This is a genomic window from Methanohalophilus mahii DSM 5219 (genome assembly GCF_000025865.1).
In the GTDB taxonomy this organism is placed as follows: Archaea; Halobacteriota; Methanosarcinia; order Methanosarcinales; family Methanosarcinaceae; genus Methanohalophilus; species Methanohalophilus mahii.
Window position 1 is genome coordinate 79,394 of the sequence record NC_014002.1, and the last position, 24,333, is coordinate 103,726.

At 36.7% G+C, this 24,333-nt stretch carries 22 protein-coding genes; 12 read left to right on the forward strand and 10 right to left on the reverse strand.

The genetic code is table 11. From position 1 onward, the window contains the following. Positions 1 to 86 precede the first annotated feature (86 nt). Positions 87 to 371 carry a type II toxin-antitoxin system RelE family toxin gene (locus MMAH_RS00365; protein ID WP_013036554.1) on the reverse strand — a complete coding sequence of 95 codons (285 nt, stop codon included), beginning with the start codon at positions 369 to 371 and terminating at the stop codon, positions 87 to 89. A gap of 12 nt (positions 372 to 383) precedes the next feature. Then, positions 384 to 587 (reverse strand): DUF7557 family protein, encoded by a 204-nt coding sequence (locus tag MMAH_RS00370; protein WP_013036555.1) that lies wholly within the window; start codon positions 585 to 587, stop codon positions 384 to 386. A 318-nt stretch (positions 588 to 905) separates the two neighbouring features. Between MMAH_RS00370 and MMAH_RS00375 the strand changes: the two genes are divergently transcribed. Both MMAH_RS00375 and MMAH_RS00380 read left to right on the forward strand, forming a co-directional pair. Further along, a complete protein-coding gene (locus MMAH_RS00375) occupies positions 906 to 1,136 on the forward strand; it encodes a hypothetical protein (RefSeq protein ID WP_013036556.1) in 231 nt (76 codons plus the stop codon). Further along, positions 1,133 to 1,405: a type II toxin-antitoxin system RelE family toxin gene (locus tag MMAH_RS00380; RefSeq protein WP_013036557.1), complete on the forward strand. Its 273-nt coding sequence runs from the start codon at positions 1,133 to 1,135 to the stop codon at positions 1,403 to 1,405. Before MMAH_RS00375 ends, MMAH_RS00380 begins: the two co-directional genes overlap by 4 nt. A gap of 168 nt (positions 1,406 to 1,573) precedes the next feature. On the opposite strand, the gene MMAH_RS00385 is transcribed toward MMAH_RS00380, so the two are convergent. Then, a complete protein-coding gene (locus MMAH_RS00385; RefSeq protein ID WP_013036558.1) occupies positions 1,574 to 5,176 on the reverse strand; it encodes a lectin like domain-containing protein in 3,603 nt (1,200 codons plus the stop codon). A 232-nt stretch (positions 5,177 to 5,408) separates the two neighbouring features. Here MMAH_RS00385 and MMAH_RS00395 point away from each other — a divergent pair, with 232 nt between their 5' ends. The 6 genes from MMAH_RS00395 to MMAH_RS00420 all read left to right on the forward strand — a co-directional run bounded on the left by MMAH_RS00395 (position 5,409) and on the right by MMAH_RS00420 (position 12,382). Beyond that, positions 5,409 to 6,356 (forward strand): NAD-dependent epimerase/dehydratase family protein, encoded by a 948-nt coding sequence (locus MMAH_RS00395; protein ID WP_013036559.1) that lies wholly within the window; start codon positions 5,409 to 5,411, stop codon positions 6,354 to 6,356. A 128-nt stretch (positions 6,357 to 6,484) separates the two neighbouring features. Then, complete coding sequence (locus MMAH_RS00400; RefSeq protein ID WP_048902209.1) at positions 6,485 to 7,855, forward strand: mannose-1-phosphate guanylyltransferase/mannose-6-phosphate isomerase; 1,371 nt, start codon at positions 6,485 to 6,487, stop codon at positions 7,853 to 7,855. A 59-nt stretch (positions 7,856 to 7,914) separates the two neighbouring features. Further along, the gene (gene gmd / locus MMAH_RS00405; RefSeq protein ID WP_013036561.1) at positions 7,915 to 8,952 is read left to right on the forward strand and encodes a GDP-mannose 4,6-dehydratase; all 1,038 of its coding nucleotides are present in this window, start codon (positions 7,915 to 7,917) and stop codon (positions 8,950 to 8,952) included. A 75-nt stretch (positions 8,953 to 9,027) separates the two neighbouring features. After that, positions 9,028 to 10,347 carry a flippase gene (locus MMAH_RS00410; protein ID WP_013036562.1) on the forward strand — a complete coding sequence of 440 codons (1,320 nt, stop codon included), beginning with the start codon at positions 9,028 to 9,030 and terminating at the stop codon, positions 10,345 to 10,347. Further along, entirely contained in the window at positions 10,331 to 11,071 is a 741-nt protein-coding gene (locus MMAH_RS00415) for an FkbM family methyltransferase (RefSeq protein WP_013036563.1), read from the forward strand. Before MMAH_RS00410 ends, MMAH_RS00415 begins: the two co-directional genes overlap by 17 nt. Positions 11,072 to 11,590: 519 nt before the next feature. Beyond that, positions 11,591 to 12,382, forward strand: coding sequence for a sulfotransferase domain-containing protein (locus tag MMAH_RS00420; protein WP_013036564.1), 792 nt, complete (start codon positions 11,591 to 11,593; stop codon positions 12,380 to 12,382). Here MMAH_RS00420 and MMAH_RS00425 read toward each other — a convergent pair whose 3' ends face one another. Further along, positions 12,383 to 12,958, reverse strand: coding sequence for an FkbM family methyltransferase (locus MMAH_RS00425; protein ID WP_013036565.1), 576 nt, complete (start codon positions 12,956 to 12,958; stop codon positions 12,383 to 12,385). It abuts the gene before it with no gap. 122 nt (positions 12,959 to 13,080) lie between these two features. After that, the gene (locus tag MMAH_RS00430; protein ID WP_013036566.1) at positions 13,081 to 14,010 is read right to left on the reverse strand and encodes a glycosyltransferase; all 930 of its coding nucleotides are present in this window, start codon (positions 14,008 to 14,010) and stop codon (positions 13,081 to 13,083) included. A 125-nt stretch (positions 14,011 to 14,135) separates the two neighbouring features. On the opposite strand from MMAH_RS00430, the gene MMAH_RS00435 reads away from it, so the two are divergent. The 3 genes from MMAH_RS00435 to MMAH_RS00445 are packed head-to-tail and all read left to right on the forward strand — an operon-like array spanning position 14,136 to position 17,149. After that, positions 14,136 to 15,359 carry a glycosyltransferase family 4 protein gene (locus MMAH_RS00435; protein WP_013036567.1) on the forward strand — a complete coding sequence of 408 codons (1,224 nt, stop codon included), beginning with the start codon at positions 14,136 to 14,138 and terminating at the stop codon, positions 15,357 to 15,359. 19 nt (positions 15,360 to 15,378) lie between these two features. Then, positions 15,379 to 16,311, forward strand: a complete 933-nt coding sequence (gene fcl, locus MMAH_RS00440) for a GDP-L-fucose synthase (RefSeq protein WP_013036568.1) — start codon at positions 15,379 to 15,381, stop codon at positions 16,309 to 16,311. Positions 16,312 to 16,321: 10 nt separating this feature from the next. Next, the gene (locus tag MMAH_RS00445) at positions 16,322 to 17,149 is read left to right on the forward strand and encodes a glycosyltransferase family 2 protein (protein ID WP_013036569.1); all 828 of its coding nucleotides are present in this window, start codon (positions 16,322 to 16,324) and stop codon (positions 17,147 to 17,149) included. A gap of 29 nt (positions 17,150 to 17,178) precedes the next feature. On the opposite strand, the gene MMAH_RS00450 is transcribed toward MMAH_RS00445, so the two are convergent. Further along, complete coding sequence (locus tag MMAH_RS00450; protein ID WP_394295767.1) at positions 17,179 to 18,357, reverse strand: glycosyltransferase family 4 protein; 1,179 nt, start codon at positions 18,355 to 18,357, stop codon at positions 17,179 to 17,181. Positions 18,358 to 18,593: 236 nt separating this feature from the next. On the opposite strand from MMAH_RS00450, the gene MMAH_RS00455 reads away from it, so the two are divergent. After that, on the forward strand, positions 18,594 to 19,028 hold the full coding sequence (locus tag MMAH_RS00455; RefSeq protein ID WP_013036571.1) for a transposase: 435 nt from the start codon (positions 18,594 to 18,596) through the stop codon (positions 19,026 to 19,028). Between the two features lie 19 nt (positions 19,029 to 19,047). Here the strand turns inward: MMAH_RS00455 and MMAH_RS00460 are convergent, their stop codons facing one another. Genes MMAH_RS00460 through MMAH_RS00475 form a run of 4 tightly spaced genes read right to left on the reverse strand, consistent with a single transcriptional unit; the run spans position 19,048 to position 23,882 of the window. Continuing rightward, positions 19,048 to 19,827: a glycosyltransferase family 2 protein gene (locus MMAH_RS00460; protein WP_013036572.1), complete on the reverse strand. Its 780-nt coding sequence runs from the start codon at positions 19,825 to 19,827 to the stop codon at positions 19,048 to 19,050. Positions 19,828 to 19,864: 37 nt separating this feature from the next. Next, the gene (locus tag MMAH_RS00465) at positions 19,865 to 21,871 is read right to left on the reverse strand and encodes a glycosyltransferase family 39 protein (RefSeq protein ID WP_048902050.1); all 2,007 of its coding nucleotides are present in this window, start codon (positions 21,869 to 21,871) and stop codon (positions 19,865 to 19,867) included. Between the two features lie 33 nt (positions 21,872 to 21,904). Next, positions 21,905 to 22,939 (reverse strand): DUF354 domain-containing protein, encoded by a 1,035-nt coding sequence (locus MMAH_RS00470; protein WP_013036574.1) that lies wholly within the window; start codon positions 22,937 to 22,939, stop codon positions 21,905 to 21,907. A 4-nt stretch (positions 22,940 to 22,943) separates the two neighbouring features. Beyond that, on the reverse strand, positions 22,944 to 23,882 hold the full coding sequence (locus MMAH_RS00475) for a glycosyltransferase family 2 protein (protein ID WP_013036575.1): 939 nt from the start codon (positions 23,880 to 23,882) through the stop codon (positions 22,944 to 22,946). Positions 23,883 to 24,333: the final 451 nt, after the last annotated feature.

Sequence of the window (24,333 nt, forward strand, 5' to 3'; positions counted from 1 at the left end):
TTTGGATGTATGTTGGAAATATCTTACGGACTGGGGCTCCTGCTCTAAAAGTTGAAATGGCATTAAAGAAAACATTGTTTTAGAGGTTAGAGTACGAGCAGCCGATCAAGCCATCCATAACCTTTTCCGCGAAGCATAATTTCCAGAACATACACATTGTTGTTTTCCACATGGTAAATCGCTCTGTATTCACCAATTCGTAAACGATAAAGGTCCCTTTTACCTTTTGTACCTTTCAACTTTTTGATATCGCCTTCAACGGGCAAATTTCCAAGGACTTTCAATCCTTCAACAATTTTTTCTTTTGTATGTGGATCAAGGGAATTCAGATACTTTACGGCTTCTTTATGTATGTTTACATTATACTTCAAATTAGATCAACCTTAAATTTCGTCAATTGAAACAAACTGATCCTTTTCTTCCAAGCGCTTGTACATCCGATCCATAAATTCCTCCCTGTCAATCGAATCCATCATGCGTGTAAGGATCTCGCTATAGGTCTCCCCTTTATGACCATAATTTTTCAGCCTGTCTCTTATTGATTTTGTTGTGGGGATAGTCGTCGCCTGGTTAAAGTGTGTACTCATGTGTCCTAACTCCTATTATTCTATCCATATTTGTTTACGCCATTTGTACTATTTATGGCTAGAATACAATTATTATAAGTAACTTATATTATTTATATTTAGTTAATTCTATCTTATAATTGCACATAATCCAAGATGTGGTCCTATCCTATCTATTATTAAAAAATGAATTCCTCGTGTGATACCTTTTAAAAACGGTGGTCTTCTTACTCTGTCTCGATAAAAACCAATGGTTGGATATTTATATCTATAGATCCTTATATTCATCTATAGGCAAAGGTCACAACATCTCTTCAATCGGTGCAAAGGAGAATCAAAATGTCAACTACTATCTGTGTGGATTTACAAACAAAAGAAAAACTTAGGAGTCTAAAAAAATATCCAAAAGAATCTTTTAATTCTGTACTCGAGAGATTAACCAGAATGGCAATCGACGAGGATGAACTAAGTGATGAAGCTATTCAAAACATTGAAGAAGCTTTGGAAGACATCAAAATGGGTAGGACCTATAGTGAATATGAGGTCAAGAAAGAGCTTGGTTTGTTATGAGTTACGACGTAATCTATACAAACAAATCACTAAAACAATTGAAAAAACTATCTAAGACTGTAAGTGAGAGCGTAATCAGTTCAATCGACAAAATAAAAGACGATCCATATTGTAACATAAAAAAATTGAAGGGGATAGGGAAACAACCTCTATATTCTCACCGTGTTGGGGAATATAGAGTCATCTTGACTATCGAAAACAATAGAATGCTAATATTTATTGTAGAAGTTGGGGATCGTAAAACAATCTATCGGAAATATCAATCTTGAGATGATTCCCTGCGGGTTCTGACAACATTCGTTTCTAATCGATAAAATCTCATAAAAATATGACCAAACACAAACATTGATGGTGGAATAATCAATGGATGTGTTTAAAATTACGGTTATTACCCGGTATGCAAGTTTAGAGCAGGAAAGTATCACCCCTGCTCAATTTTATCGATTGCTTTTCTGTCTTGTTATCATTGCCACACCTGCAATCAGTGCTACAGCAAATATGGCTGTAAAGCCAGGCATCTGAGCATTTTCTTCTGGTTGTGCGGGTTTTTCTTTGTCAGAGGGTTGTTCATTTATTTCTTCAACTTCAGCAACAGGTTCTCCGGCAATGTTTCTGTACTCATCCCCGACAATGGAGAATATGGAAAAGCCGGCTGTTTCTGCAGTGAAATAAATATTTTCGTCATCTTCATCCACCTGATCACCTGGCAATTCCTCCCATTCTCCTTCATTATAATGCGCCAGACGGATCGTGGCTATGTCAATATTGTTTTCTTCGATCCAGTCCCTGCTGACACTAAATTCGATGGTTATATTATCTGAAAGAGGATTTTGACTGCCTGTGGCAATCTCCATTGTCCTGTAGGCCTTGCCTGCAGGTGCATCAATATCTGCGGGCAGTTCGTGCAGGAGACTGACCGTAGTCATGACATAGCCTTGATTTTGCTGCGTATTAAAAGCAATCCCGGTCACAGGTGTTTGGTTGGCGGCAAATGTATAGCGTACTTGGGCATCGCGGCCTACGATCTGGGTGTCCGTGTCCCGGGAGATTATGTTTGAGGAGGAGACTGTGGAGGTCGGGGTCTGGATGCGCACATTATTGTCGCGGGAGGTTTGGGTTTCGGCCGGTTCTTGAGGTTTTTCTGCATTTCCTGTCAGGGGCAGATAATCCGTATTATTGCCATCCTCGGTGAGATTGTACGGTTGACAGAAGCCATTTCCTGTGGAATTTTCAACCTGGCTACAGCCTGTGCCATCGGGATTTGCCCAGAAATTGCCTCCAAGATAGGATTCATTTATGATATTTCTGCCAGCGGTCTGTGTTATGTTCCATCTATTGGAAGATCCTGCCAGAATATGGATATTATTGCTGTTGTTGAAATAATTGTTATAGATCAAGTTATCGCCGGATTCAGTAAGATATATCCCAATTTTCCTACTGTCATTTATGGTGGAATTGGACAGGATGTTGTCCCGGGATCTGTCCAGATATATACCATAATGGTTTTGGACAGAGGTGTAATTTCGGATGCGGGTATCGGTGGTATTATACAGATATATCCCGTGTTTCTGGCCTCTGCTTTCAAAATCCTTTATAGTAATATTGGTGCAATCAACCAGATGTACAAGGGCTGCATTCGAATCAGAATCTATTACAGTATCGGATTTGCCAACAAGACTGTAGATGGGTTTGCCATTCACGGTGTTACTGGTATCGACATAATTTGGGTTTGAATCCATACCAAACGTGTAGAATGAATTATCATTGATGGAATTATTTGCCAGATAGTTATCAACTGAATTTGATAACTGGAGGCCTGCCCTGTTTTTTTCGAAGGTACAATTGACGATTTGGTTGTTATTAGATGTATCAAGTACCATACCAAGACCGTTATCAGTAAAAGTGCAGTTGATTATGTTGCAATTATTTGCATAAAGAGTAAAAAAACCATAAAAACCGCCTGTAACCTCAACATCCTGCAATGTAATATTATCTGCCCATATAAAGACTGCATTATTGTACACACTTTGCATCTCAAGATAGGAATGTGGTGACGTTATCCTGACGTCTTGCGGATTGCCTGTGGACGATCTGACAGTGAGATTATCCTTCCTGAAACTGACCCTCTCTGTATAATTGCCCGGTTCAATAATTATGGTATCTCCCTGTGAGGCTGCATCTACGGCTCCCTGGATCGTTTTGAAGTCCGCTCCCCCGCTGCTGTTGACGTAGATGGTGGAGTTGAGTACATGGATGAAAGTATCCCTGACAGTAATATTATTTCCAAATTCGTTTGATGTATTAAGAGAGACATTGTAGATCCCCGGACTTGTGTAGGAATATATTGGATTTTGCTGTGTTGATGTATTATCATCCCCGAAATCCCATTTCCAGGAGTCGGGAGAATAGAGGCTCGCGTCATGGAATTGGACTGACTGGTTTACATGGACGTATCGCTTGTCAGCAACAAAATCGGTTTCGGGTTGCCTGGATTCTGTGGTGAAAGCCTTGATGCAGACATTAATATCCGAAGCCGAGACGTCCGTCCAGTTGCTGCCATTGGAACTTAAGTAACTCTGGCCAGGCTCGGCATCGGCATTGTTGCTATATCTGTCTATGGCTTTTTCTATTGCAACAGGATAGGTGTATTCAGGCGTGGTGAATTTGATTACGATGGAAAAATTCTGACCGCCACGCAGGGATACATTGTGGTCAAGATCTATGGTGTGATAGCCTGGCAGGGCAATACTACCATTCTTTACGGATACAGCAGACGAAGTATTGACAGGACCGTTATCAGGATCGAGATAAACTGAGATGTTGTAATAGGAGTTGGAGTCGACGGTATAGAAACTCACAGCCTCAAGTGTCTGGTTGGTTGTGGCAGTAAAGACATTTGCACCCAGGGCTGTGGTATTGTTGTACCCTGCATTTGAGCACCAGCCAAGGAAATCATACTGGTAGATCTGATCATAATTGCTGACATTTTCTGCCGTTATAACAGTATTTGTGGTGTACGGGCTGTGTTCACTTCCGTTAATTTCACCATTATTGCCTATCGACGTATCATAATAAGAGACGTAATAGTACCCATCATCTGCCCACTGATCCCCCCAGGAATTTTTGATGATGTAGGCACCGTCTGCAGGTGCAGCAGGGCTGAATTTTGTCCTGTTGAAATCGTCATCCCAGCCTGCCAGGGTTACCCCATGGGTCATCATTTTGTCTTCGTCATAGCAGTAATAGGTATTGTTCTCTGCATTGAAGTAGGCTGACTGATTATCATGGATGGCTACTGAAATTGCGCCATAATCCATTATCATCTGTTTGAAAAGATTATTTGTATGATTAATTTCGGGGAAAATAAATGCATCCTGTACATGTTTTGCCACAACTGTATCAGCAGAAGATACAGGGGATAGTGAGTCGTAAGGGTCATCCGACTCAGTTACGGGGCCACTCCATCCTGCAAGGTATGCCAGTGTCATCAGCATATATCCCCCATCAGCATGTCCGTTGCGATCAAAACCGTGCGTGTAGGAGGATAAGAGCGTGTTTTTCACGTGTTGTTCGGAAAAGTCCCATTCTTCTGATTCCGTGTGCATCAGGTAGGATTCGAGAGGGCCATACGTTCCAAATACCCAGCAACTTCCTGCAAGCGCCTGGTCGCGTACCGGGGTAACACCATTTTCCTCTCGCAGATCATAGCGGGACGGATATGAGGACAATATGCCGTATCCGTTGGTTTTCGTGTTTACAGGAGAAAGATACGAAAAGTCTATGGGAGAGGGTACAAGACCCGGGGGATGGAGGGAGGATTCTATAGATCTGTCTTGTTCTAATATGCTTTTTAACCCGTCTTCAGATGGAGATATTGTATTTACAGAAACATGGTTTCTGTTCTGCTCCATCTCTTCTTGATACTGGACAAAATCAGGGTTTAAGGGTGCTATCTGGGGATCGAGCGTGTCATTGTCCGCATGGGCGGGGATTGCGGCCAGAAATAGAATCAGGATTATCAGGAGTATTGGTTTTTGCATGTTGTGTCTTCTATACAGTTCACTCTGTTAATATATAATTGTATTAGAGATTATGGTTTGTGGGGAGAAGGAGGACGGTGGATATTTTGTTTAGTTTTGCAGGCAGGTGATCTCTGGAAGTTGCTGAGAACCACCCAATTATTCCAAACATTATTTATACTGCAAAATAATATCAACCTTCAAATATTTAATTAGTTTCATCCGTCTTATTATTCCCTGAAGGAAGTGTAAAATGGCACAAAAAGATATACAGAAAATACTGGTAACAGGCGGTGCGGGGTTTATCGGCAGTCACTTGGTAGACCGTTTGGTGACTGATGGTTATGAAGTCACTGTTTTTGATAATCTGAGTTCAGGGAATAAAAAATACATAGAATCAAATCTGGACAAATCAGATTTCACCTTTCTGGAAGGCGACCTGCTTGATGAGCCGGCGCTCAACAAAGCCTGCAATGGCATGGATATGGTTTACCATGTTGCTGCAAACCCGGATGTCCGGTTGGGTGCGGAAAATACAAAGGTGCATTTTGACCAGAACATCCGGGCCACCTACAATTTGCTGGAGGCCATGCGCAAAAACGAGGTGAACAATCTTGCCTTCACATCAACCTCAACAGTCTACGGTGAAGCCACAGTAATGCCGACCCCTGAAGACTACGGCCCACTTGTGCCGATTTCCCTCTACGGTGCCTCCAAACTGGCATGTGAGGCCCTGATTACGTCTTATTCCCATACTTTTGACATGAATTGCTGGCTATTCCGCTTTGCCAATATCATAGGAAGCCGCAGTAACCACGGGATTATCTTTGATTTTATCAACAAACTTCGCGCCAATCCTCAATCTTTGGAGATTCTGGGAGACGGTAAGCAATCCAAATCCTATCTTCATGTTTCAGAATGTGTCAATGCCATCCTCTTTGCCGTGGAGGATTCCAGAGATACAGTGAATATTTTCAATATCGGCTCAGAGGACACCATCAGTGCCACCAGGATCGGTGAAATTGTGGCTGAAGAAATGGGTCTGCAGGACGTTGAATTCACCTACACCGGTGGTTCACGTGGCTGGAAAGGTGATGTACCGAAAATGCAGCTTGGAGTGGATAAACTTATAAATCTGGGTTGGAAGCCAGAAATAGATTCAGGGGGAAGTGTAAGGCAAACGGTGCGAGAATTACTTTGAATGATTTGTCTCGATGCATAATATCAATGTTTATGTGTATAACATTTGCAAATGATTCTTATTATATAACAAAAGATAGGGAACTATCCCTATCCCCTATTTCCCATCCAATAGTTTTGGTGAACAACATGAAATCCATCATTCTTGCAGGAGGCTCCGGTACACGTCTCTGGCCGCTCAGCAGAGAGCATTATCCGAAACAGTTCTTAAAAATCGGGGAATATTCCCTCTTCCAGCAGACTTTCCTGCGCTGCAGTGAAGTATCTGATGTATCGGAAATATTCGTGGTTACCAATGAGGACCAGAAATTCTATGTCATAGGCCAGATACAGGAATTGGGATACGATTACCCCAAAGAGAATGTACTCATCGAGCCTGAAGGCAAAAATACCCTGCCTGCGATCTGTTTCGGGATGAAGGAAATTCAGGAGAGGTTCGGGGAATCCAATGCAGGCATTTTCTCTTCTGATCATGTGCTGGATTCTCGGGCCATGCAAACCATTTCAGAGGCAAAATCCCTGGCATCCCGGGGTTATCTTTTAACTTTTGGTATCAAACCGACCTCTCCAAATACAGGTTATGGCTACATTAAGCCTGCTGAGAATCTGGGTATCGGACAAAAAGTCTCCGAGTTCAGGGAAAAACCTGATGAAGAAACCGCTCGCCGGTATATTGAGGAAAGCTGTCTCTGGAACAGTGGCATGTTCCTTTTCAATACGGAAACTTTTTTCAGTGAACTGGCACAGTGTGCGCCTGACATCTACGAATCATTTGAACAGAATGAAGATATAAACCAGATTTATGCAGAGTTACCTTCCATATCTGTGGACTACGGTGTCATGGAAAAATCACAGAAAGTGGCCGTAGTTCCCTTGCAATACAAGTGGAGTGACCTGGGCAATTTTGCCGCTCTCTATGATGAACTGGATAAGGATTCAGATGAGAATGTGGTGTATGACTGTGAACTTCTGCCCCTTGATTCTCGGCAGAATCTGGTACATTCCAGAAATGGGAAACTCGTCTCCTTGATCGATGTGAATGACATGATCGTCGTGGATACTCCGGATGCCCTGCTCATAAGTCCTAAAGAGAGCAGCCAGAAGGTCAAGCAGATTGTGAATCAACTCAAGGAAAAGAATGATCCACGTGCTAAGATCGGCCAGACTGTGTATCGGCCCTGGGGTTCCTATACAGTCCTTGAATCTTCCGATAATCATGTGATCAAGAAAATAGTGGTCATGCCAGAGCAAAAACTCAGTCTCCAATTGCATTATCACAGGAGTGAGCACTGGGTGGTTGTAACAGGCATGGCTGAAGTACATGTCAATGGCGACGATTATTTTGTCAGGCCTGGTGAAAGTACCTTTATTCGTGCAGGAGAAAGACACAGGCTGGGCAATCCTAGCAAAATCCCCCTGGAGATAATTGAAGTACAGCTGGGAGAATATGTGGCAGAGGATGATATCGTCAGGTTTGATGATGTGTATGGGCGGCAGTAAAATATATTTGTATAAAGTCCTATTTATCTAAAATTATAATATTACAAAGGAGTGAAATTTTGCCAAAAGTTGCTTTGGTTACCGGAATTACAGGCCAGGACGGGGCCTACCTTGCGGAATTTTTACTGGATAAAGGCTACATCGTGCATGGAATAAAACGCAGATCTTCTTCATTCAACACCGCACGTATAGATCATCTTTACAAGGATCCGCATGAGAGGAATGTGAACTTCTTCATGCATTACGGGGACCTGACGGATTCCACCAATCTTATCCGGATCATTCAGGAAACCCAGCCGGATGAGATCTACAACCTTGCAGCCCAGAGTCATGTGCAGGTTTCCTTTGAGACTCCCGAGTATACTGCAAACTCAGATGCAATAGGTTCCCTGAGGCTTCTGGAGGCTATCCGAATCCTTGGTATGGAGAAAAAGGTGAAATTCTATCAGGCGTCTACCAGTGAACTTTACGGTAAGGTCCAGGAAATTCCCCAGAGTGAGACCACTCCTTTCTATCCGCGAAGTCCCTATGCTGCAGCGAAGTTGTATGCATACTGGATTACGATAAATTACCGGGAAGCCTATGGAATGTATGCGTGTAACGGGATACTTTTCAATCATGAATCCCCTATAAGAGGAGAGACTTTTGTCACAAGAAAGATCACAATGGCTGTAGCAAATATCAAGAAAGGTTTGCAGGAGAGGCTATATCTAGGTAATCTGGATGCCAAACGTGATTGGGGTTTTGCGGGAGATTATGTCAAAGCCATGTGGCTGATGCTGCAACAGGACGAACCAGAGGATTTCGTCATAGCAACAGGAGAGACCCATTCGGTCAGGGAATTTGTGGAACTTGCCTTCAGAGAAGTCGGGATTGATATTGAGTGGAAAGGTGAAGGTGTGGATGAAGTCGGTGTGGATAGTGAAACCGGAAATGTATTGGTGGAGATTGATCCAGCGTATTATAGACCGACCGAGGTGGAACTTTTGCTAGGGAATCCGAGCAAAGCCAGAGAGAAACTTGGCTGGAACTCAAATGTTGGTTTTGAGGAACTTGTCAAAATGATGGTAAAAGGGGATATGGGAAAACTTCTTTGAGTTTGATTTTTTTGAGATGTATATGTCTGATACGCGGGCAGATTATTTTAGTAAATTATAGTAATGAGGTTTATAGTGCTCAAATCTGAAGGGTTTAAAAAGTATTTTTTTAATACTTCCTGGCTTTTTTTTGAACACATTGTTAGACTTGTAGTTGCACTTTTTGTTAGTGTCTATGTTGCTCGATATTTGGGTCCCGATCAATATGGTTTACTCAATTACTCAATAAGTTTTGTAGCACTTTTTTCAGCTATTGCTACCCTCGGTTTGGACCAAATTGTGATAAGGGAGCTTGTGAAAGATAGGAATAAAAGAGATTCACTTCTCGGGACAGCTTTTGTACTCAAAGTATCGGGTGCGGTTTTGGCCATAGCGATTTTGGCTGTTGGTGTCCAATTCACATCCAATGATTTATTTACTAACCTGCTTATATTCATCATAGCAGCCGGGACCTTATTTCAATCTATGAATGTGGTGGATTTTTATTACCAGTCCAAAGTACAATCGAAATTTTCAGTACAGGTTAAGTTCTGGACAATCATGGGTATTTCCTTATTGAAAGTATATTCGATTTACATTGGTGCTCCTCTTTTATGGTTTGCATTCCTTGTTTTGCTGGAAAATATCATTTTAGCTAGCGGTTTTTTCCTAATTTATAATCTAAAAGGTCTGTCTATCTTTTCCTGGCACTTTGATTTGGATATGGCAAAGTCGCTACTCAAGAGTTCTTGGCCACTTATATTTTCAGGTATATTTATAGGTATATATATGAAAATTGATCAGGTAATGCTTAAAGAAATGGTAGATACTCAAGCTGTTGGATTATATGCAGCAGCTGTTAAATTGAGTGAAGCATGGTATTTTGTTCCTACTGTAATTATGACCTCTTTTTATCCAGCAATAATTGAAGGGAAAAAAATATCAGATGAAATATATTATCAAAGATTGGAACTTCTGTATGGAACTGTTGTTTGGCTTGCTATTTTGATAGCCCTTCCTATTACTTTTTTGGGCGATTGGGTAATTCAGATACTTTATGGAATTGACTATGTCGGTGCTGCATCTGTATTAAAAATACATATATGGGCTGCTGTATTTGTATTTATTGGTGTGGCAAATTCTAAATGGTTGATAATAGAAAATCTTGAGAAATTTGCACTTTATAGAACTATGATTGGTGCACTATGTAATGTTGTACTGAACCTGATGCTCATACCGAAATATGGAATTGAGGGAGCTGCAACAGCAACGGTAATTTCATATTTTATTGCTGCTTATTTGAGTATGTTATTCATTGGTCCCACTCAGAAAAACTTCTGGTTATCAACTAAATCTTTTAATTTGTATATTCTATTTAAAAACTTATTGAGGTTTCTAAATGAAAGAAAAATTTAATGAATTAATTCCAAGTACAATACGCAAAAAAGTTATAAAAATTTATAACTATTATTGGGCTCACTATTCCAATGATTCATATTCCCAAGAAGGTGAGGATTTGATATTAAAGAAAATTTTTGGGGATAAAAAAAATGGTTTTTATATTGATGTAGGTGCGCATCATCCTCAGAGATTTTCAAATACATACTATTTTTACCGGCAGGGATGGAGAGGAATAAACATCGATGCTATGCCTGGAAGTATGTATGCGTTTAATAGGATAAGACCAGATGATCTAAATTTAGAAATTCCAATCTCCAACAAAAGAGATGTATTGACATATTATTCTTTTGAGGAACCAGCATTAAATGGTTTTTCTGTTAATTTGAATGTAGAAAGGGCTAAAAAAAATAAAATTATTTCTAAGACCAATATGGAAACAAAAACATTAGAGGAAGTATTGGATTTATGGTTCAACAGTAGTGAAATTGACTTTTTGTCAATTGATGTTGAAGGTTTGGATTTTCAGGTTTTAAATTCTAACAATTGGACGAAATATAGGCCGAAAGTTGTTTTGGTAGAATCATTAAAAAAATCTATTGAAAATTGCTATAATGATGAAATGGCTTGCTACATGAAAAAGAATGGCTATATTATATTTGCAAAAACTTTCAATACAGTTTTTTTTATGGAAACAAATTTTTTTAATCGGCGTTTAAATGTAGATAATGAGGGAGAATGATTTAGTTGATTTGAGGATGGAATTTGTGCAGATTTTATTCATATTCATGGAATAAAAGGTGAAGCTTTTTCAAATCTTATATCTCAGTTTATTGCAGTTATTTTAGGGCCATTCTTTATAAGACAGACAAAGTTTCAATATACCCAAGTTTGACAGTATCAATAATTTCACGTCAATTTCTACGATTTCATCCTTTTTTGCCTTAAAATTAGTGTATTTATGGCATCAAAGTTAGCGTAAATATACCTTTTTGGGCTCTGTAGAAATTCTCATTTGAATAGCTACAGACATAGATGTATCGATAAAGTTTAAGTAATCGCTTGACAAAATATGTTCATCACTTTTGTATTTTTATGATCAAAATCACATTAGGGACTTCTTCTTCTTATAAAAATAATGTATTAGTGGAAGTTAGAGGAAAGGGTTTCTACAGAGCCGTTTCAATAATTATTCAAAAGAGAATTCCTACAGAGCCGGAATGACATAGATTTTAAATATTAGGCATATAATTATACAATTATGACATTTTATGATATATCACCAATTGTTATTATTTCTCATAGAAGGTCTGGAACACATTGGTCAATTGATACAATTAGGAATAATTTGGTCGGTGTAGGGTCTGAATACTACAATCTTGATAGGATACAAAAAAAAAACAAATACCATCTTTCTATAGATGAATTTATGGGCAATGTAGAAAAATGCAACGGTATACCTGTTTTAAAGTCACATATGGCTTCTGACTTTACTCCTTTTTCAGGGGATGAAAAACAATTCGTTCAAGACTTGTTAGCGAATTCCAAAATAATTTATATATATAGGGATGGAAGGGATGTACTGACTTCACTCTACTATTATATGGCAAAATTTGAGCCTAATTTGCCTTCATTTTCTCAGTTTTTAAAAATGAAAGAAAACTTCAATTCAACTTATGTTAATTTAAACAGGGTTGAGTATTGGAATGAACATGTATCGGGTTGGACAAAAAACGATGACTTTGATGTATGTACCATCTCTTATGAAGATTTATTTTATAGATATAATAAAACAGTACATATATTGGCAGATTTTCTTAATATTCCAATTGCTCCAGATGGTGTTCGTAAAGTGGATTTACAAAAACCAAATCTTATTGAAAAAATTATGAACAAAATGAATGTATATTCTTTGCCTTCTTCAGCTATAGCCCCTCGCAAAGGAGTAGTTGGGGATTGGATGAATTGTTTTTCAGAAGAAGACTTGGATTTTTTCAATTCAATAGCAACAGAATTGATGGTCGAACTAAATTATTATAAACAGAATAGGTGATCATTCCGTTGTTCTTATAAATGCAAATTCTTGTTTGTTTTTTGAAATATAACTAATTTTGTATGAATAATAAATTAATTCATCAATGATGTCAGTAGTATTCTTAATGGTGAATGAATCAAATCGATGATGAAATTCTATTAATAATTGATGTGGGAATATTTTTTTTTCAAGCATATCGGGTATTACTTCATACTCAGATCCTTCAATATCCATTTTTAGAATATCGATTTTTTTATGATTTAATTCATCCATTATAGAGTCTATACTCTTTATTTTTACTTTAATGCTATATTTTGTATTATTTTTTTTAATTAAAGAGTGGGAAACATGAGATGGGTTTATGGGGGTGAAAAAATCCATATAACCATTTTTAGAACTAACTCCTATTGGATGCACTATAAAATTTTCTAATTTTCTATTTTTAGCATATTCGATTGCTCTTGGGGTGGGGTCAAATCCATGAATTGTTACATTCTTACGTGCAATGAGAGCTTCATCCCAAGAAACATCTTCTCCTATGCCCATAGAATAAATCACACTTTGACTATCGATATTTTCTGGACAAAACCCCATCCTCCGTAATCTGATCCTAGATATTCTATAGGATCTCCTGACATATATTTCGAATATTTCCGTAATTTAAGAATTTCATGTACTTTATATGTTGTTTTTTTGAGTGATTTCATCATATACGTTCACCATATATTGTGCAGTAAACATAATTTATTTATGAAAATATGTTTTAATTTTTTTAAAACGTTGTTTTTATATATTTGACTGAATTCGTCCATAATACATTGGTTTACTTTAATTTCTTCTGGAAATTTAATTTTTTCTGGTGCTTTTGTGAGATCGTTTTGATACCGTTTACTCTTCCCACAATGTTGTCCTGAACCATCATGTCCAATATTTTGAACATAGGAATGACAAGGACATACTGAAAGTTTATCGTATTTAAAGTGGGCGTATGTAAAACGTATTGCCCATGAATCTATTTTTCCTTCCATCTGGGCGATGAGCATGTCACTAAGATCTTCTCCTCCACGGTTGAACTTTTTCTGGGCAAATTTGTCTTTTTTGAACTCATTAAAATCTTCAACATTCCAATCAACCATGTCCCATCTATTCTTCCATGTACCCCATCCCCAGGATGAATTCCTATAATTGAAATATATTTGCTCATTGTAATCTGCAGGAATTTTCATAATTGAAGGGGGGTGATTGTAAGCACTTATTGACATTATCTCTTCTTTATTTTTGTAGAAATCGAGTGCTTTATTCATGTATTTCAAAAAGTATGGGGAGGTAAGCAGGTCATCTTCAAGGATTATGGCTTTTCCATAAGATGATATAACATCAGTCACGCCATTGATTATATTTTTAGAAAGGCCAAAGTTTTGTTGTCTTTCAACAATTGTGATTTTTCTAAATCCCGATATTGTTTTTATGTATTGCCTTACCTTTTGAACTTCGAGGACATCGTTTTTTGATTTAGCTTCATCGGAATAAATAAATAATTCAGTATTTTCGGCAAATAAGTTCTTTTGCAGGTTTTCGATTGTTCTTTTAGTATGTAAAGGGCGATTATATACAAATAATATTACAGGAGCAAGATTCGAGGCCATTATTATGCACAAATTAAATTATTGCCTTATAAAACCTTCTTTTTGAATTACTTATAGGTTTCAACCCAAAAGTTATATACGATTTAGCTAGTCCTTCGATACTAATAATTATCTCGTGGAATACTATGAACCCTCTTCTCATCAATACCTCAGACATTCATGGCGGTGCAGCCAGAGCAGCTTACAGATTACATCAGGGAATGCAACAGATTGGAATGAATTCTAAAATGTTGGTACAAAAGAAAAGTAGTGCCGATAATTCTGTAATTGGGCCAAAATTTAATTTTTGGAATAAACTATCTGGTGTCCGTAATCTTGCAGATCGTTTTCCTCTTCAAATGTACAGGGGGTTCCAGAACACTCCCTGGAGTCCCCAGTGGCTTCCCAACAATATAGATAAAAAAATCGACCGGATAGAGCCTGACATTGTACATTTGCATTGGATATGTGGAGGTTTTGTCCCCATTAGTCAAGTTGCTAAAATAAAGCAACCCATTGTATGGACCCTCCATGATATGTGGGCTTTTACAGGTGGCTGTCATTATAATGGCACCTGTGACAAATATAAGCAGGAATGTGGCGGTTGTCAGCAGTTGGGTTCCAATAGGGAAGATGATTTAAGCAGGTGGGTATGGAGACGCAAAAAGAAGTACTGGGAAGATTTGGATTTTACTGTTGTTACACCCAGTAACTGGCTTGCAGACTGTGCACGATCCAGTTCTTTGTTCGAAGATAAAAGAATAGAAGTGATTCCAAATGGTCTTGATCTTCAGAAATACAAACCAGTTGATAAAGAGGAGGCAAGAGAGGCTTTGAATCTTCCACAAGATAAGAATCTGGTTCTGTTTGGGGCAATGAATTCTACGAAAGATAAGAGGAAAGGGTTTCAATATCTTAAGGCTGCAATAAATATGCTTTCTGAAGATTTAGAATTTGAAGCGATTGTTTTTGGAAATTCCGGTAGTGATGATCAATTAGATATCCCGGTAAATTATCTGGGTAGAATCCCCGATAACATGTTGACCTCTGTCTACTCTGCAGCTGATATGTTTGTAGCTCCTTCTTTGCAAGACAATTTACCAAATACAGTAATGGAAGCTCTTGCATGTGGAACTCCTTCGGTGGCTTTTGATATCGGAGGAATGTCCGATATGATCGTGCATAAGGAAAATGGTTATTTAGCTAAACCGTTTGATACAGAAGATATGGCAAAAGGTATGGAGTGGGTTGTTGCAAGCGATCAAAGAAAGCAAAAATTAAGTGAAGGTTCCAGGAAATATGTTGAAAACAAATTTGAACTGGAACATATTGCCCGAAAATATACAAACTTATATTCTGAAATATGTTAAACATACATGAGGATTATCAATGGAGAAGACAGAAAAAATATACATAGCAGGCCACCGTGGCATGGTTGGTTCGGCAATAAAGCGAAACTTAGAATCAAAAGGCTACACAAACCTTATATGTCTCACCCACAGTGAACTTGATCTAACCGACCAGCAGGCAGTCAATGAATTCTTCGAATCAGAAAAACCTGAATACGTATTCTTGGCAGCCGCTAAAGTAGGTGGGATTCTGGCCAATAGTACGTATCCAGCTGAGTTCATATACGATAATTTGATGATTGAGGCAAATATTATCCATGCCGCACACATATATGGTGTAAAGAAACTTCTGTTCCTTGGCTCATCATGCATCTATCCCAAATTTGCCCCGCAACCCATGAAAGAGGAATACCTCCTGACAGGGGAACTTGAATCCACCAATGAGGCATATGCGGTTGCAAAAATTGCAGGGATACGCTTATGCAAACACTACAACCAGCAGTATGGGACAAACTTTATCTCGGTAATGCCTACAAACCTTTACGGGCCCAATGACAATTTTGATCTTGAAACGTCTCATGTTATGCCTGCCCTTATTCGCAAGTTCCATGAGGCAAAAATAAATAATGAGTCAAAAGTTACCATCTGGGGAAGCGGATCTCCCAAACGTGAATTCCTTCATGTGGATGATATGGCGGATGCCTGTATTTATCTGATGGAAAACTATGACTATGCGGATATTGGGGAATTTGTTAATATCGGTGTAGGAAAAGATCTTTCTATCAAGGAGCTAGCTGAACTGATTAAGGACGTAGTGGGTTATGAAGGTGATATCGTTTATGATTCCTCCAAACCCGATGGTACTCCTCGTAAATTGCTGGATGTGTCTAAATTAAATGGTTTGGGCTGGACATCCAGTATTGGGTTAAAAGAAGGTATTAAAGCAACCTACAGATGGTATGTAGGAAATTGAGGAATATTTAATGGGATATAATCCGTTGGTGTCGATTATTACTGTTTGCTATAACAGTGAAAAGAATATTAGAGACACTATAGAATCTGTTTTGAATCAGTCATATGATAATATTGAATATGTCATTGTAGATGGTGGATCGACTGATAATACCATTAATATCATAAAAGAATATGAACCCAGTTTCAAAGAAAAAATGCGATGGGTTTCGGAGCCTGATGAGGGGATTTATGATGCAATGAATAAAGGTATAGATTTAGCTAACGGGGAAATAATAGGAATCATCAATAGTGATGACTGGTATGAGATTTGTGCTGTGGAAAAAGTAGTTGATAAATTTAAAGAAAGTGATGCTGATGTTGTGTATGGTGATTTGTACAAAGTAATTCCTGAAACATCTGAAAGATATATTCGTACTGGGGATTTATCTCATAAAAAGATAAGTAAAATTCGTTTAAATCACCCGACTTTATTTGTCAAAAAGGGAATATATGATAAACTTGGGGTCTTTAATACAAATTATCCAGTTTCTGCAGATTTGGATCTTATAATTAGATTTTTATATCATGATGTATCGTTTGTTCGAGTGCCTGCTGCATTAGCTAATTTCAGGCTAGGTGGAATAAGTTCGGAAAAAAGTATCATTTTTCAATTACATAGGCTGTCACGAAAATACAAAATACTTCGAAATAATAAAGTTCCCTATCATGAAACAATTTATCTTATTTCCACCACTTTAATGTCCTCCTTGAGAGATTATTTTATATTGAAAGTGTTTGGGCGTAATTTTTTCAATAGATTAAGAAATATTAGGTACAATATATTTAACCCGCCCTAATTATACAATAGTTAAAAAAATGCATGAAGTTATATCTTTTGATAGATTTCTTGTATCTGTTTAGATATATTCTCCCATTGATATTTTTGTGCATAAGTCAATATTTTCTCTGTATCCCATTCTTTATTCAAGGCAACTTCTATATTCCTGGCTAGTTCGTATGAATTACCGGGATTCACTAATAGACCATAATCTTCAGAAACTATTATTTCTTCGCTCCCACCATTGAATGTCGCAACAACGGGTTTACCGGTAGCAAGAGCTTCGATTTGAACAACTCCAAAACTTTCTCTCAAACTAGGTAGAACAAATACGTCACATGCATTCATCCAAAGAGGTATTTCATTGTGCGGTTTGCCGCCGAGTAGTTTTACATAATCCTGTATACCTGCTGCAGCGATTTGTTTTTTCAACTTTCTTTGTAATTTTCCCCATCCGATGATATAGCATTGTATGTCTTTTCTACTTCCAATAATTCTTTTAATGCTTTCAATTAGGTATTTATGTCCTTTTACTTCTACTAAATTGCCAACAGCCAAAATTATCTTTTTATCAAGAGGCAACCGAAGAAATTTCCTGCACTTTAAAGTGTCAATTGGATAAAATAAATTGGATCTATATCCATTTGGTATAACTGTAACCGGAACATTTGTATTCAATTTTTTAATACAATCTGCGTTGCTGTTGCTCACTGTTATTATATGGTCTGCTGAATTCAAAACATATTCAATTTTATTTTTCCATTCATTATCTTTGAATGGTAATAAATAAATGTCATAGCCATGTGCTGTCACCACAAACGGTACACCATACCTTTCTTTAAGTTTCGCACCCACGTAGCCAGCTGACCATGTGAAATGGGCATGTACTAAATTGAAATTAATATTATTTTTATGAATTTTATTCTCAACGGCTTTTAGGTGTTTCTCTCCTATTTTTTTATATTGTGAATCTAGTGGGGCGTATAAAATTGGTGTTGGCCATACATTTACATTTGGTGGGGCGTCAACTAAATCGATTTTGTAATTAAGGTTAAATTGCTTTAAATAGGAAATATTTATATATTCACTAATTTTTGTTATAGGATTATACTCAACCAAAACTGAACATTTATTGAAATACTTAGATGTACTGTTAATTGATTCTTTTTGGAAATTACTGTATGAATGAGCTATGAATAATATGTCGCTTTTTTCCAAACAGATCACCGGATATTGTATTGAAAAACGCAATGTAATAAAAAGCTTTTTTAGGTACGTATCTAATTTTCGAATCATAATTCCTTGCGGTTTCCCTATAGATATATATGTTTTGAAAATGCCGGCGAATGTCATTCTCAACATACAGCTCCCGAAATCAGCCAAACATATTCTTGAAACCGAAAGGCTCCTGTTCGAAAAGCTCTTCTGAATAATATTGATATCAAGATCAATGGTTCACCTACATGCAAGGGTGTTTTTCATCATGCAATCTGCATGGCAATTGGATACATGTTTGTGTAAGTTGTGAAGGATTTCCTTTGACCATACAGATAGCCTTGGGGAAAGAGCATGACAGAAACCACTTTGTTGAGGTAATGGAAAATATCAAGATCAAAACTGACAGAAGACCAAGAACCAGGCCATCGGAGATACTTGCTGATTCTGCTTATGATGAGATAACCATCAGAAAATATCTCAGACGCAGAGCGATAAAAAGCAATATTCCTATCAATATCAGAAATAGGAAATATCCTAAAAGAGGAAGACCTACAAGACTTGGATATGAGTTGTATAGGAAAATAGCAAGTAGATATGAAAGGTTAAATGTGGTTTTCAAAGGACTAATCGAAATGGCGTGTTTTTTAATGTGTTGGAAAAGGTTTCAGGAGAAGTTTTGAAATAGGCTCATCCATATAATTAAGGTTTGTATATTCTTGGAAGATTGTATTTCACAATAACTGCAAGGCATATGGCTGTTCCAATAAAAAATCTGAGAGGATCATAGTTTGAAGATAATATTTTAAGGTCTTCTATTTTTGCTTTTTTCATCTCTATATGAGTTGCCCCCCCGCTCATATAAAAAGCAATTGTTTCATTAAAATAAACAAAGTTTTCTTTGTATTGTTTTATGCATTTAACGATAAATTCATGGTCAGAAGACAGTTTTAAATAGGTAGAGAATTCCCCCAACTCATTAAACAATTTTTTTCTAACAAAGAGCGCTTGATGACAGATTCTTTTGTATAGTAGATTATTATAGTTTACTTCACTTCCTCGTATTCTTTTGTTTCCTCTGTCATCTTTAATTTCCACGTTACCATAAACTCCCATTACTCTTGGATTCAAAAAATGCGTAGCCACTCTATAAAGCACACTTTTATCATAAAGATAATCTCCAGAGTTCAAAAAATAAATAATTTCACCCTTGGACATTGCTATACCTTTGTTCATAGCATCATATATACCATCATCGGGTTCACTTACCCATTTAGTAATGCTGTCTTCATATTTTTTGATGGTTGCAATCGTGCCGTCAGTAGAGCCGCCATCAATAATTATATACTCTATATTCGTATAAGATTGGTTTAAAATACTTTCAATTGTTCTTTTCAGATATGTCTCACTATTTAGGCAGACTGTCACGATTGAAATTAAAGGAAGTCTCTCACATATAGTTCTGTTATTTTTTATTTGCATATTAGATTCTCTGAAAAATGTATACACCGACTAGTATTTAGATATATTTTGATCTATACACTGATGCTAGGTTGTTGGAATATATATTATTGCATTCTTCTGGTACAATGTTTAGTAAGAATTCCATCTCATAAATTTTTGTAGTTCCAAAGGTGCCTCTGCTGATTAAATATGGATTGTTTCGTGCATATTGTCTAATTAATATATTACTTGATATATCTTGGATATATACATTTTTTGGATATTTTATTAGTTGAATGCCAGATGTATTTATCCTTTCGACAGTAGATATTGGCCGCTTCTCTACTAGTGGGTCTACCATTAATTCTTTATCAGCCTGATGGTAATTGTTCCACTCTATCGATTTCAATTCTGAGTGAGTATATTCTGTCCTTTGGACACGATCTGCCTCATAAAGAGGATCTGCTCTATTTACATATGGTGTAGTAATCATAAAGAAAATTAATACTACTACAATAAGTGCAGCGAGTATCTTATTAGCATTATAAAATATTTCTTTATTTGTATTGCTTAAAGTGTATATGTAGTAAATTGATAAAGATGCAAACATTACTAAAAAAATTTCTAAGTGTGATATAAAACGGTGAGGTATGAATAGATAATTAAGTCCAATGAAAGTACCGGGGTATATTAAAAGAAATAATATTAATGCAACACAAATATATGATAAGTAAATCTCCGATATAAAACGACGATTAAGAAGAATGAGTATACCTAAAATCGCTAATCCTATAAGCATACTATATCCAAAATTATATAGTAAGTTTGATAAAAAACTAAATTGTGAAAACATTTCTCCATAGTTTGTACTTACGGCTTGCCCTGAAGATAGATATTCATTAATCATATCTGAAATGGTAGTTTCCAAGCGACTAACCATTCCTGCAAAAAAAGTAGTTTTTTGCACGTATCCCATTGTTGACCAATAAAAAAGTATAACTATAAAGAAAAAAACCACTGTATTTAATTTTATAGATATATGGTTTTGTAAATTTATATTTGTATATAAATATGTATAAAGAATTTTTCCCATATATAATGAAAAAATAATTATTAAAAATGCAGCTGTGGACAATTGATGTGTCAAAATTGAACAAACCATGAATAATAGTGAAAAAAAAGAATATATTGGTTTGTTTTTGTATTGAATCAAACAGTACAAAGTTATTACTATGAAAATATGCACAAATGATCCTGTATTTATATTAGTTACTCCCCTTACAAATAGCATGTCTACAATATTAGCTAGTATAAAAGCTATAAGCGCAATTTCTTCGTTGAAAATTTTTTTGGCTATTAGATATATAAATAAACTGGTAATTATCAAAAAAAGGAAAACAATTGTGAAGAAAAGCACCTCTTTAAAACCTATATCCATAATAATTCTACTTATAGATTCGTATATGTGCCATAATGGAGTATAAAAATACCTTGGAGCGTAAAATTCAGTGAGAAGTCCATTAATGTTTCCATCGGCAATAATGTATTTTGTAGTTGAGATATGAGCGTGTGTATCATTGCCGGGTATTGTTGGGAATATATAATATCTTCCAAAACGATACGATAATGAAAGCAAAAGCGTTTTTATCATAATAAATGATGTAAACATCCTATCGTTTGGTCTATACAATATTTCTACAAATAAAGTAAAATATGCAATGGTGATAATATAAAAATAAATCGCTGGTCTATAGTATACTGTATTCCATAATATAATAATTGAAAGACAAAATAAGGTAAAATATATTATGTTATTAGCTAGAAAAAAAGTACTATACTTGTTTTCATCATTGTTTTCAGACTTCTCAATAGGGATGTCGAGTCTTTTTTTAAGCACGTAATATCCAAAAGGGCTTACTAAAAAAGCGAGCCCCAAGCCATACTGGCCAATACCTGCAAACAATGATAGATATATAATTATCAAACCAGTAAATATTGTTATTATAGAGAATATATTATCCAGATTTGCAACAAAATTTCTGCCGATTTCTCTACAATATAGTTTGAGGTTGGTTGTATTCATGTTCACCATTATTTCTTAAACTTATTTTATTTTTCACTTTATTTTATATTTGCCAATGAAATTAACCATGAAGTCCGTGACATCTACTTTATCAGAAAGAAGAAGTTTTCTCTTTTTTTTACCTTCTTCCCACAAATTATCTCTTTTAAGCAAACTTATAGCTTTATCTAAAGCATCTTTTTCACAGTTTTTAGGGTCGGAAAAAGTATAGGTCAGATTATATTTTTCTTCTTGTTCATCAAGATATCCGAGTCTGAGAGTATTTACATATATTGCATGGGTGCCTAAAATTGCACATTCTGATGCTGTGGTTGCCCCTTCTCCGATATAAAGTGTAGCATAATACAGCAGATCATGCAGTTTTTCAGGTGATACCGTGATCTTATATTTCTCAAACTCCGGCCCCAGATCACCTTCTGAGGTTATCAGCACACGTCCGTATTTTTCAAGTTCTTTTACAAACTCGATCTTGTTCTGGATGCCATGATGTCCCACATCATGACTGGCTTCCCAGGAAACAAATCTTAGGATTATGAACGGCTCATCTTCCTTAAGGTCTAATTCTTCAAGTACTGTTGGGTTCGGAGTAAAGTAATTTGGATGTAGATAGGCAATTGCAAGGTAGCCGTTATAGCGGATATGTTTTTTTCCAAGATTTTTGTTGAAGCAGGAAGGAGTACAGATTACTGAAGCAAATGGAAAAGAAGAGTTGTTAATGAGTTTTGCATGTTCTGTATTTGTGAATAATATAGATGTTTTTCTCATTAAGGTGGCTACATGAGTAATAAATGGATTTCCTTCTCCTATAAAAATATCAGGACTAAAAGATTGAGATTTTAGATAAAGTTTAATATCTCTATATATAAGTTCATATCCCATATTTAACAAGCCACTTTTGCAGGTGCTCAATGTGCAGTATTCTATGTCATATGCATCCAGTAAATTTTTTGCAACATCTTTGTTGCGAGATGTAACGAGAACATTATGTCCTCTTTCTTCCATTATATGAATGAAATTCTTGAAAAAATGAACATGGGCAGGGTGAATTATATCAACTACAATATTCATTCTATTATTCCTCAAGTTCGATTTTCTTCAACCTGTATAGCATTTCATCCTGTATTTTTCGATGGGTTTTCAACATATCAGCAACCAATGCGACAATAAATACAAGAATTGCTATCACAAACAAAAGGACTGTCAAAATTGCAGAAGGTAAATAAGGTCCCACAGCACCTGTGTTGAAATAATTGACCAAAACCCTTCCACCAGTCACGAATCCGGCTAATAAAAAGATCCCTGCTATTGCAGAAAAGGTTTTCAATGGGTGAAAGTCTCTGTAACCTCTGGCAATTGTGGTTCCCGCACGTCTGGCGTAATTGAAAATATTAGAAATGAGTCTTGAAGATCCTTCTCTTTTTCTGAATTCAATTGGAACTTCGGTATAAGCCATGTCGTAATACGATGCTTGTATAAGGGTTTCCTGCACATAAGTGTAATCTGCCATCACGTTGAGGCGGAGGGCACAATCTCTTGAGAATGCACGGAACCCGGATTGGCCATCAGATACCGGAAGACCTGAAACATGTCTTGTGATGAAAGTAGCCATTCTGTTGCCTATTTTCTTATGAAGAGGCATATATTCAATTTCACCCTTCGTTCTGGATCCCAGAACCAAATCTGCTTTGTTGTCCAGAACTGGCTGGATGAGCTTTGGAATTTCATTGCCGTTGTATTGGCCATCACCGTCTGTATTGACAATAATATCCGCGCCCATTTCAAGGGCTGTTTGCAAACCAATTTTGAAAGTAGGGGCTAAACCTCTGTTTTTCTTAGAAATGACTATTCGATCTGCTCCTGCTTTTTTTGCTTCCTCGGCAGTATTGTCTGTGGACCCATCACTAACTACCAAGACTTCAACTTCGTCACAACAATCTCTGGGTATCTCTTTAATTACTGAAGCGATTGAGTCTTCTTCATTGTATGCAGGAATCATTACTACTAATTTCATAAAAAGCCCCTTTGTAAAAAACCATCATATGTCTTGTCTATTTTAATAAATTTGTTGTTTTGTAACAAAAAGCAGCCACTGTGGTCAGGAAATCACCGCTGTTGTATTAAATGGAACTATGTTAATATATACCACCTTGTGAAATATTGTTTGGGGGATGGAATACATCCTATATAATTATTATGACATACATATCTGCAATAGTATAAAATTGCTTGGCTGGCCGAATTTTAATATCCGGGACGTTCTGAAATACATATATACACTAAAATATACTTTGCCGATATGCAAGTTCCTATTTAACGTTTGTGAGTGTTGTGAATTATGAATTATATATAATAGTATTTATAATTAGGTGTTCCCTGCAAAATTTAAGTGTAACGGAGTTGGGATGGCTGGAGAAAGCCAGTTGTCGTGGGAGTGTGTCAGTGGAGATAAGAATATATCAATG

Excerpts from the sequence above, each read along its gene's own strand:
- MMAH_RS00375 (WP_013036556.1), top strand. The coding sequence starts at position 906 with ATGTCAACTACTATCTGTGTGGATTTACAAACAAAAGAAAAACTTAGG.
- MMAH_RS00380 (WP_013036557.1), top strand. The coding sequence starts at position 1,133 with ATGAGTTACGACGTAATCTATACAAACAAATCACTAAAACAATTGAAA.
- MMAH_RS00385 (WP_013036558.1), bottom strand. The coding sequence starts at position 5,176 with ATGCAAAAACCAATACTCCTGATAATCCTGATTCTATTTCTGGCCGCA.
- MMAH_RS00425 (WP_013036565.1), bottom strand. The coding sequence starts at position 12,958 with ATGGGGTTTTGTCCAGAAAATATCGATAGTCAAAGTGTGATTTATTCT.
- fcl (WP_013036568.1), top strand. The coding sequence starts at position 15,379 with ATGGAGAAGACAGAAAAAATATACATAGCAGGCCACCGTGGCATGGTT.
- MMAH_RS00395 (WP_013036559.1), top strand. The coding sequence starts at position 5,409 with ATGGCACAAAAAGATATACAGAAAATACTGGTAACAGGCGGTGCGGGG.
- MMAH_RS00430 (WP_013036566.1), bottom strand. The coding sequence starts at position 14,010 with ATGGCCTCGAATCTTGCTCCTGTAATATTATTTGTATATAATCGCCCT.
- MMAH_RS00470 (WP_013036574.1), bottom strand. The coding sequence starts at position 22,939 with ATGAATATTGTAGTTGATATAATTCACCCTGCCCATGTTCATTTTTTC.
- MMAH_RS00435 (WP_013036567.1), top strand. The coding sequence starts at position 14,136 with ATGAACCCTCTTCTCATCAATACCTCAGACATTCATGGCGGTGCAGCC.
- MMAH_RS00400 (WP_048902209.1), top strand. The coding sequence starts at position 6,485 with ATGAAATCCATCATTCTTGCAGGAGGCTCCGGTACACGTCTCTGGCCG.
- MMAH_RS00460 (WP_013036572.1), bottom strand. The coding sequence starts at position 19,827 with ATGCAAATAAAAAATAACAGAACTATATGTGAGAGACTTCCTTTAATT.
- MMAH_RS00370 (WP_013036555.1), bottom strand. The coding sequence starts at position 587 with ATGAGTACACACTTTAACCAGGCGACGACTATCCCCACAACAAAATCA.
- MMAH_RS00475 (WP_013036575.1), bottom strand. The coding sequence starts at position 23,882 with ATGAAATTAGTAGTAATGATTCCTGCATACAATGAAGAAGACTCAATC.
- MMAH_RS00465 (WP_048902050.1), bottom strand. The coding sequence starts at position 21,871 with ATGAATACAACCAACCTCAAACTATATTGTAGAGAAATCGGCAGAAAT.
- MMAH_RS00415 (WP_013036563.1), top strand. The coding sequence starts at position 10,331 with ATGAAAGAAAAATTTAATGAATTAATTCCAAGTACAATACGCAAAAAA.
- MMAH_RS00445 (WP_013036569.1), top strand. The coding sequence starts at position 16,322 with ATGGGATATAATCCGTTGGTGTCGATTATTACTGTTTGCTATAACAGT.
- MMAH_RS00420 (WP_013036564.1), top strand. The coding sequence starts at position 11,591 with ATGACATTTTATGATATATCACCAATTGTTATTATTTCTCATAGAAGG.
- MMAH_RS00455 (WP_013036571.1), top strand. The coding sequence starts at position 18,594 with ATGCAAGGGTGTTTTTCATCATGCAATCTGCATGGCAATTGGATACAT.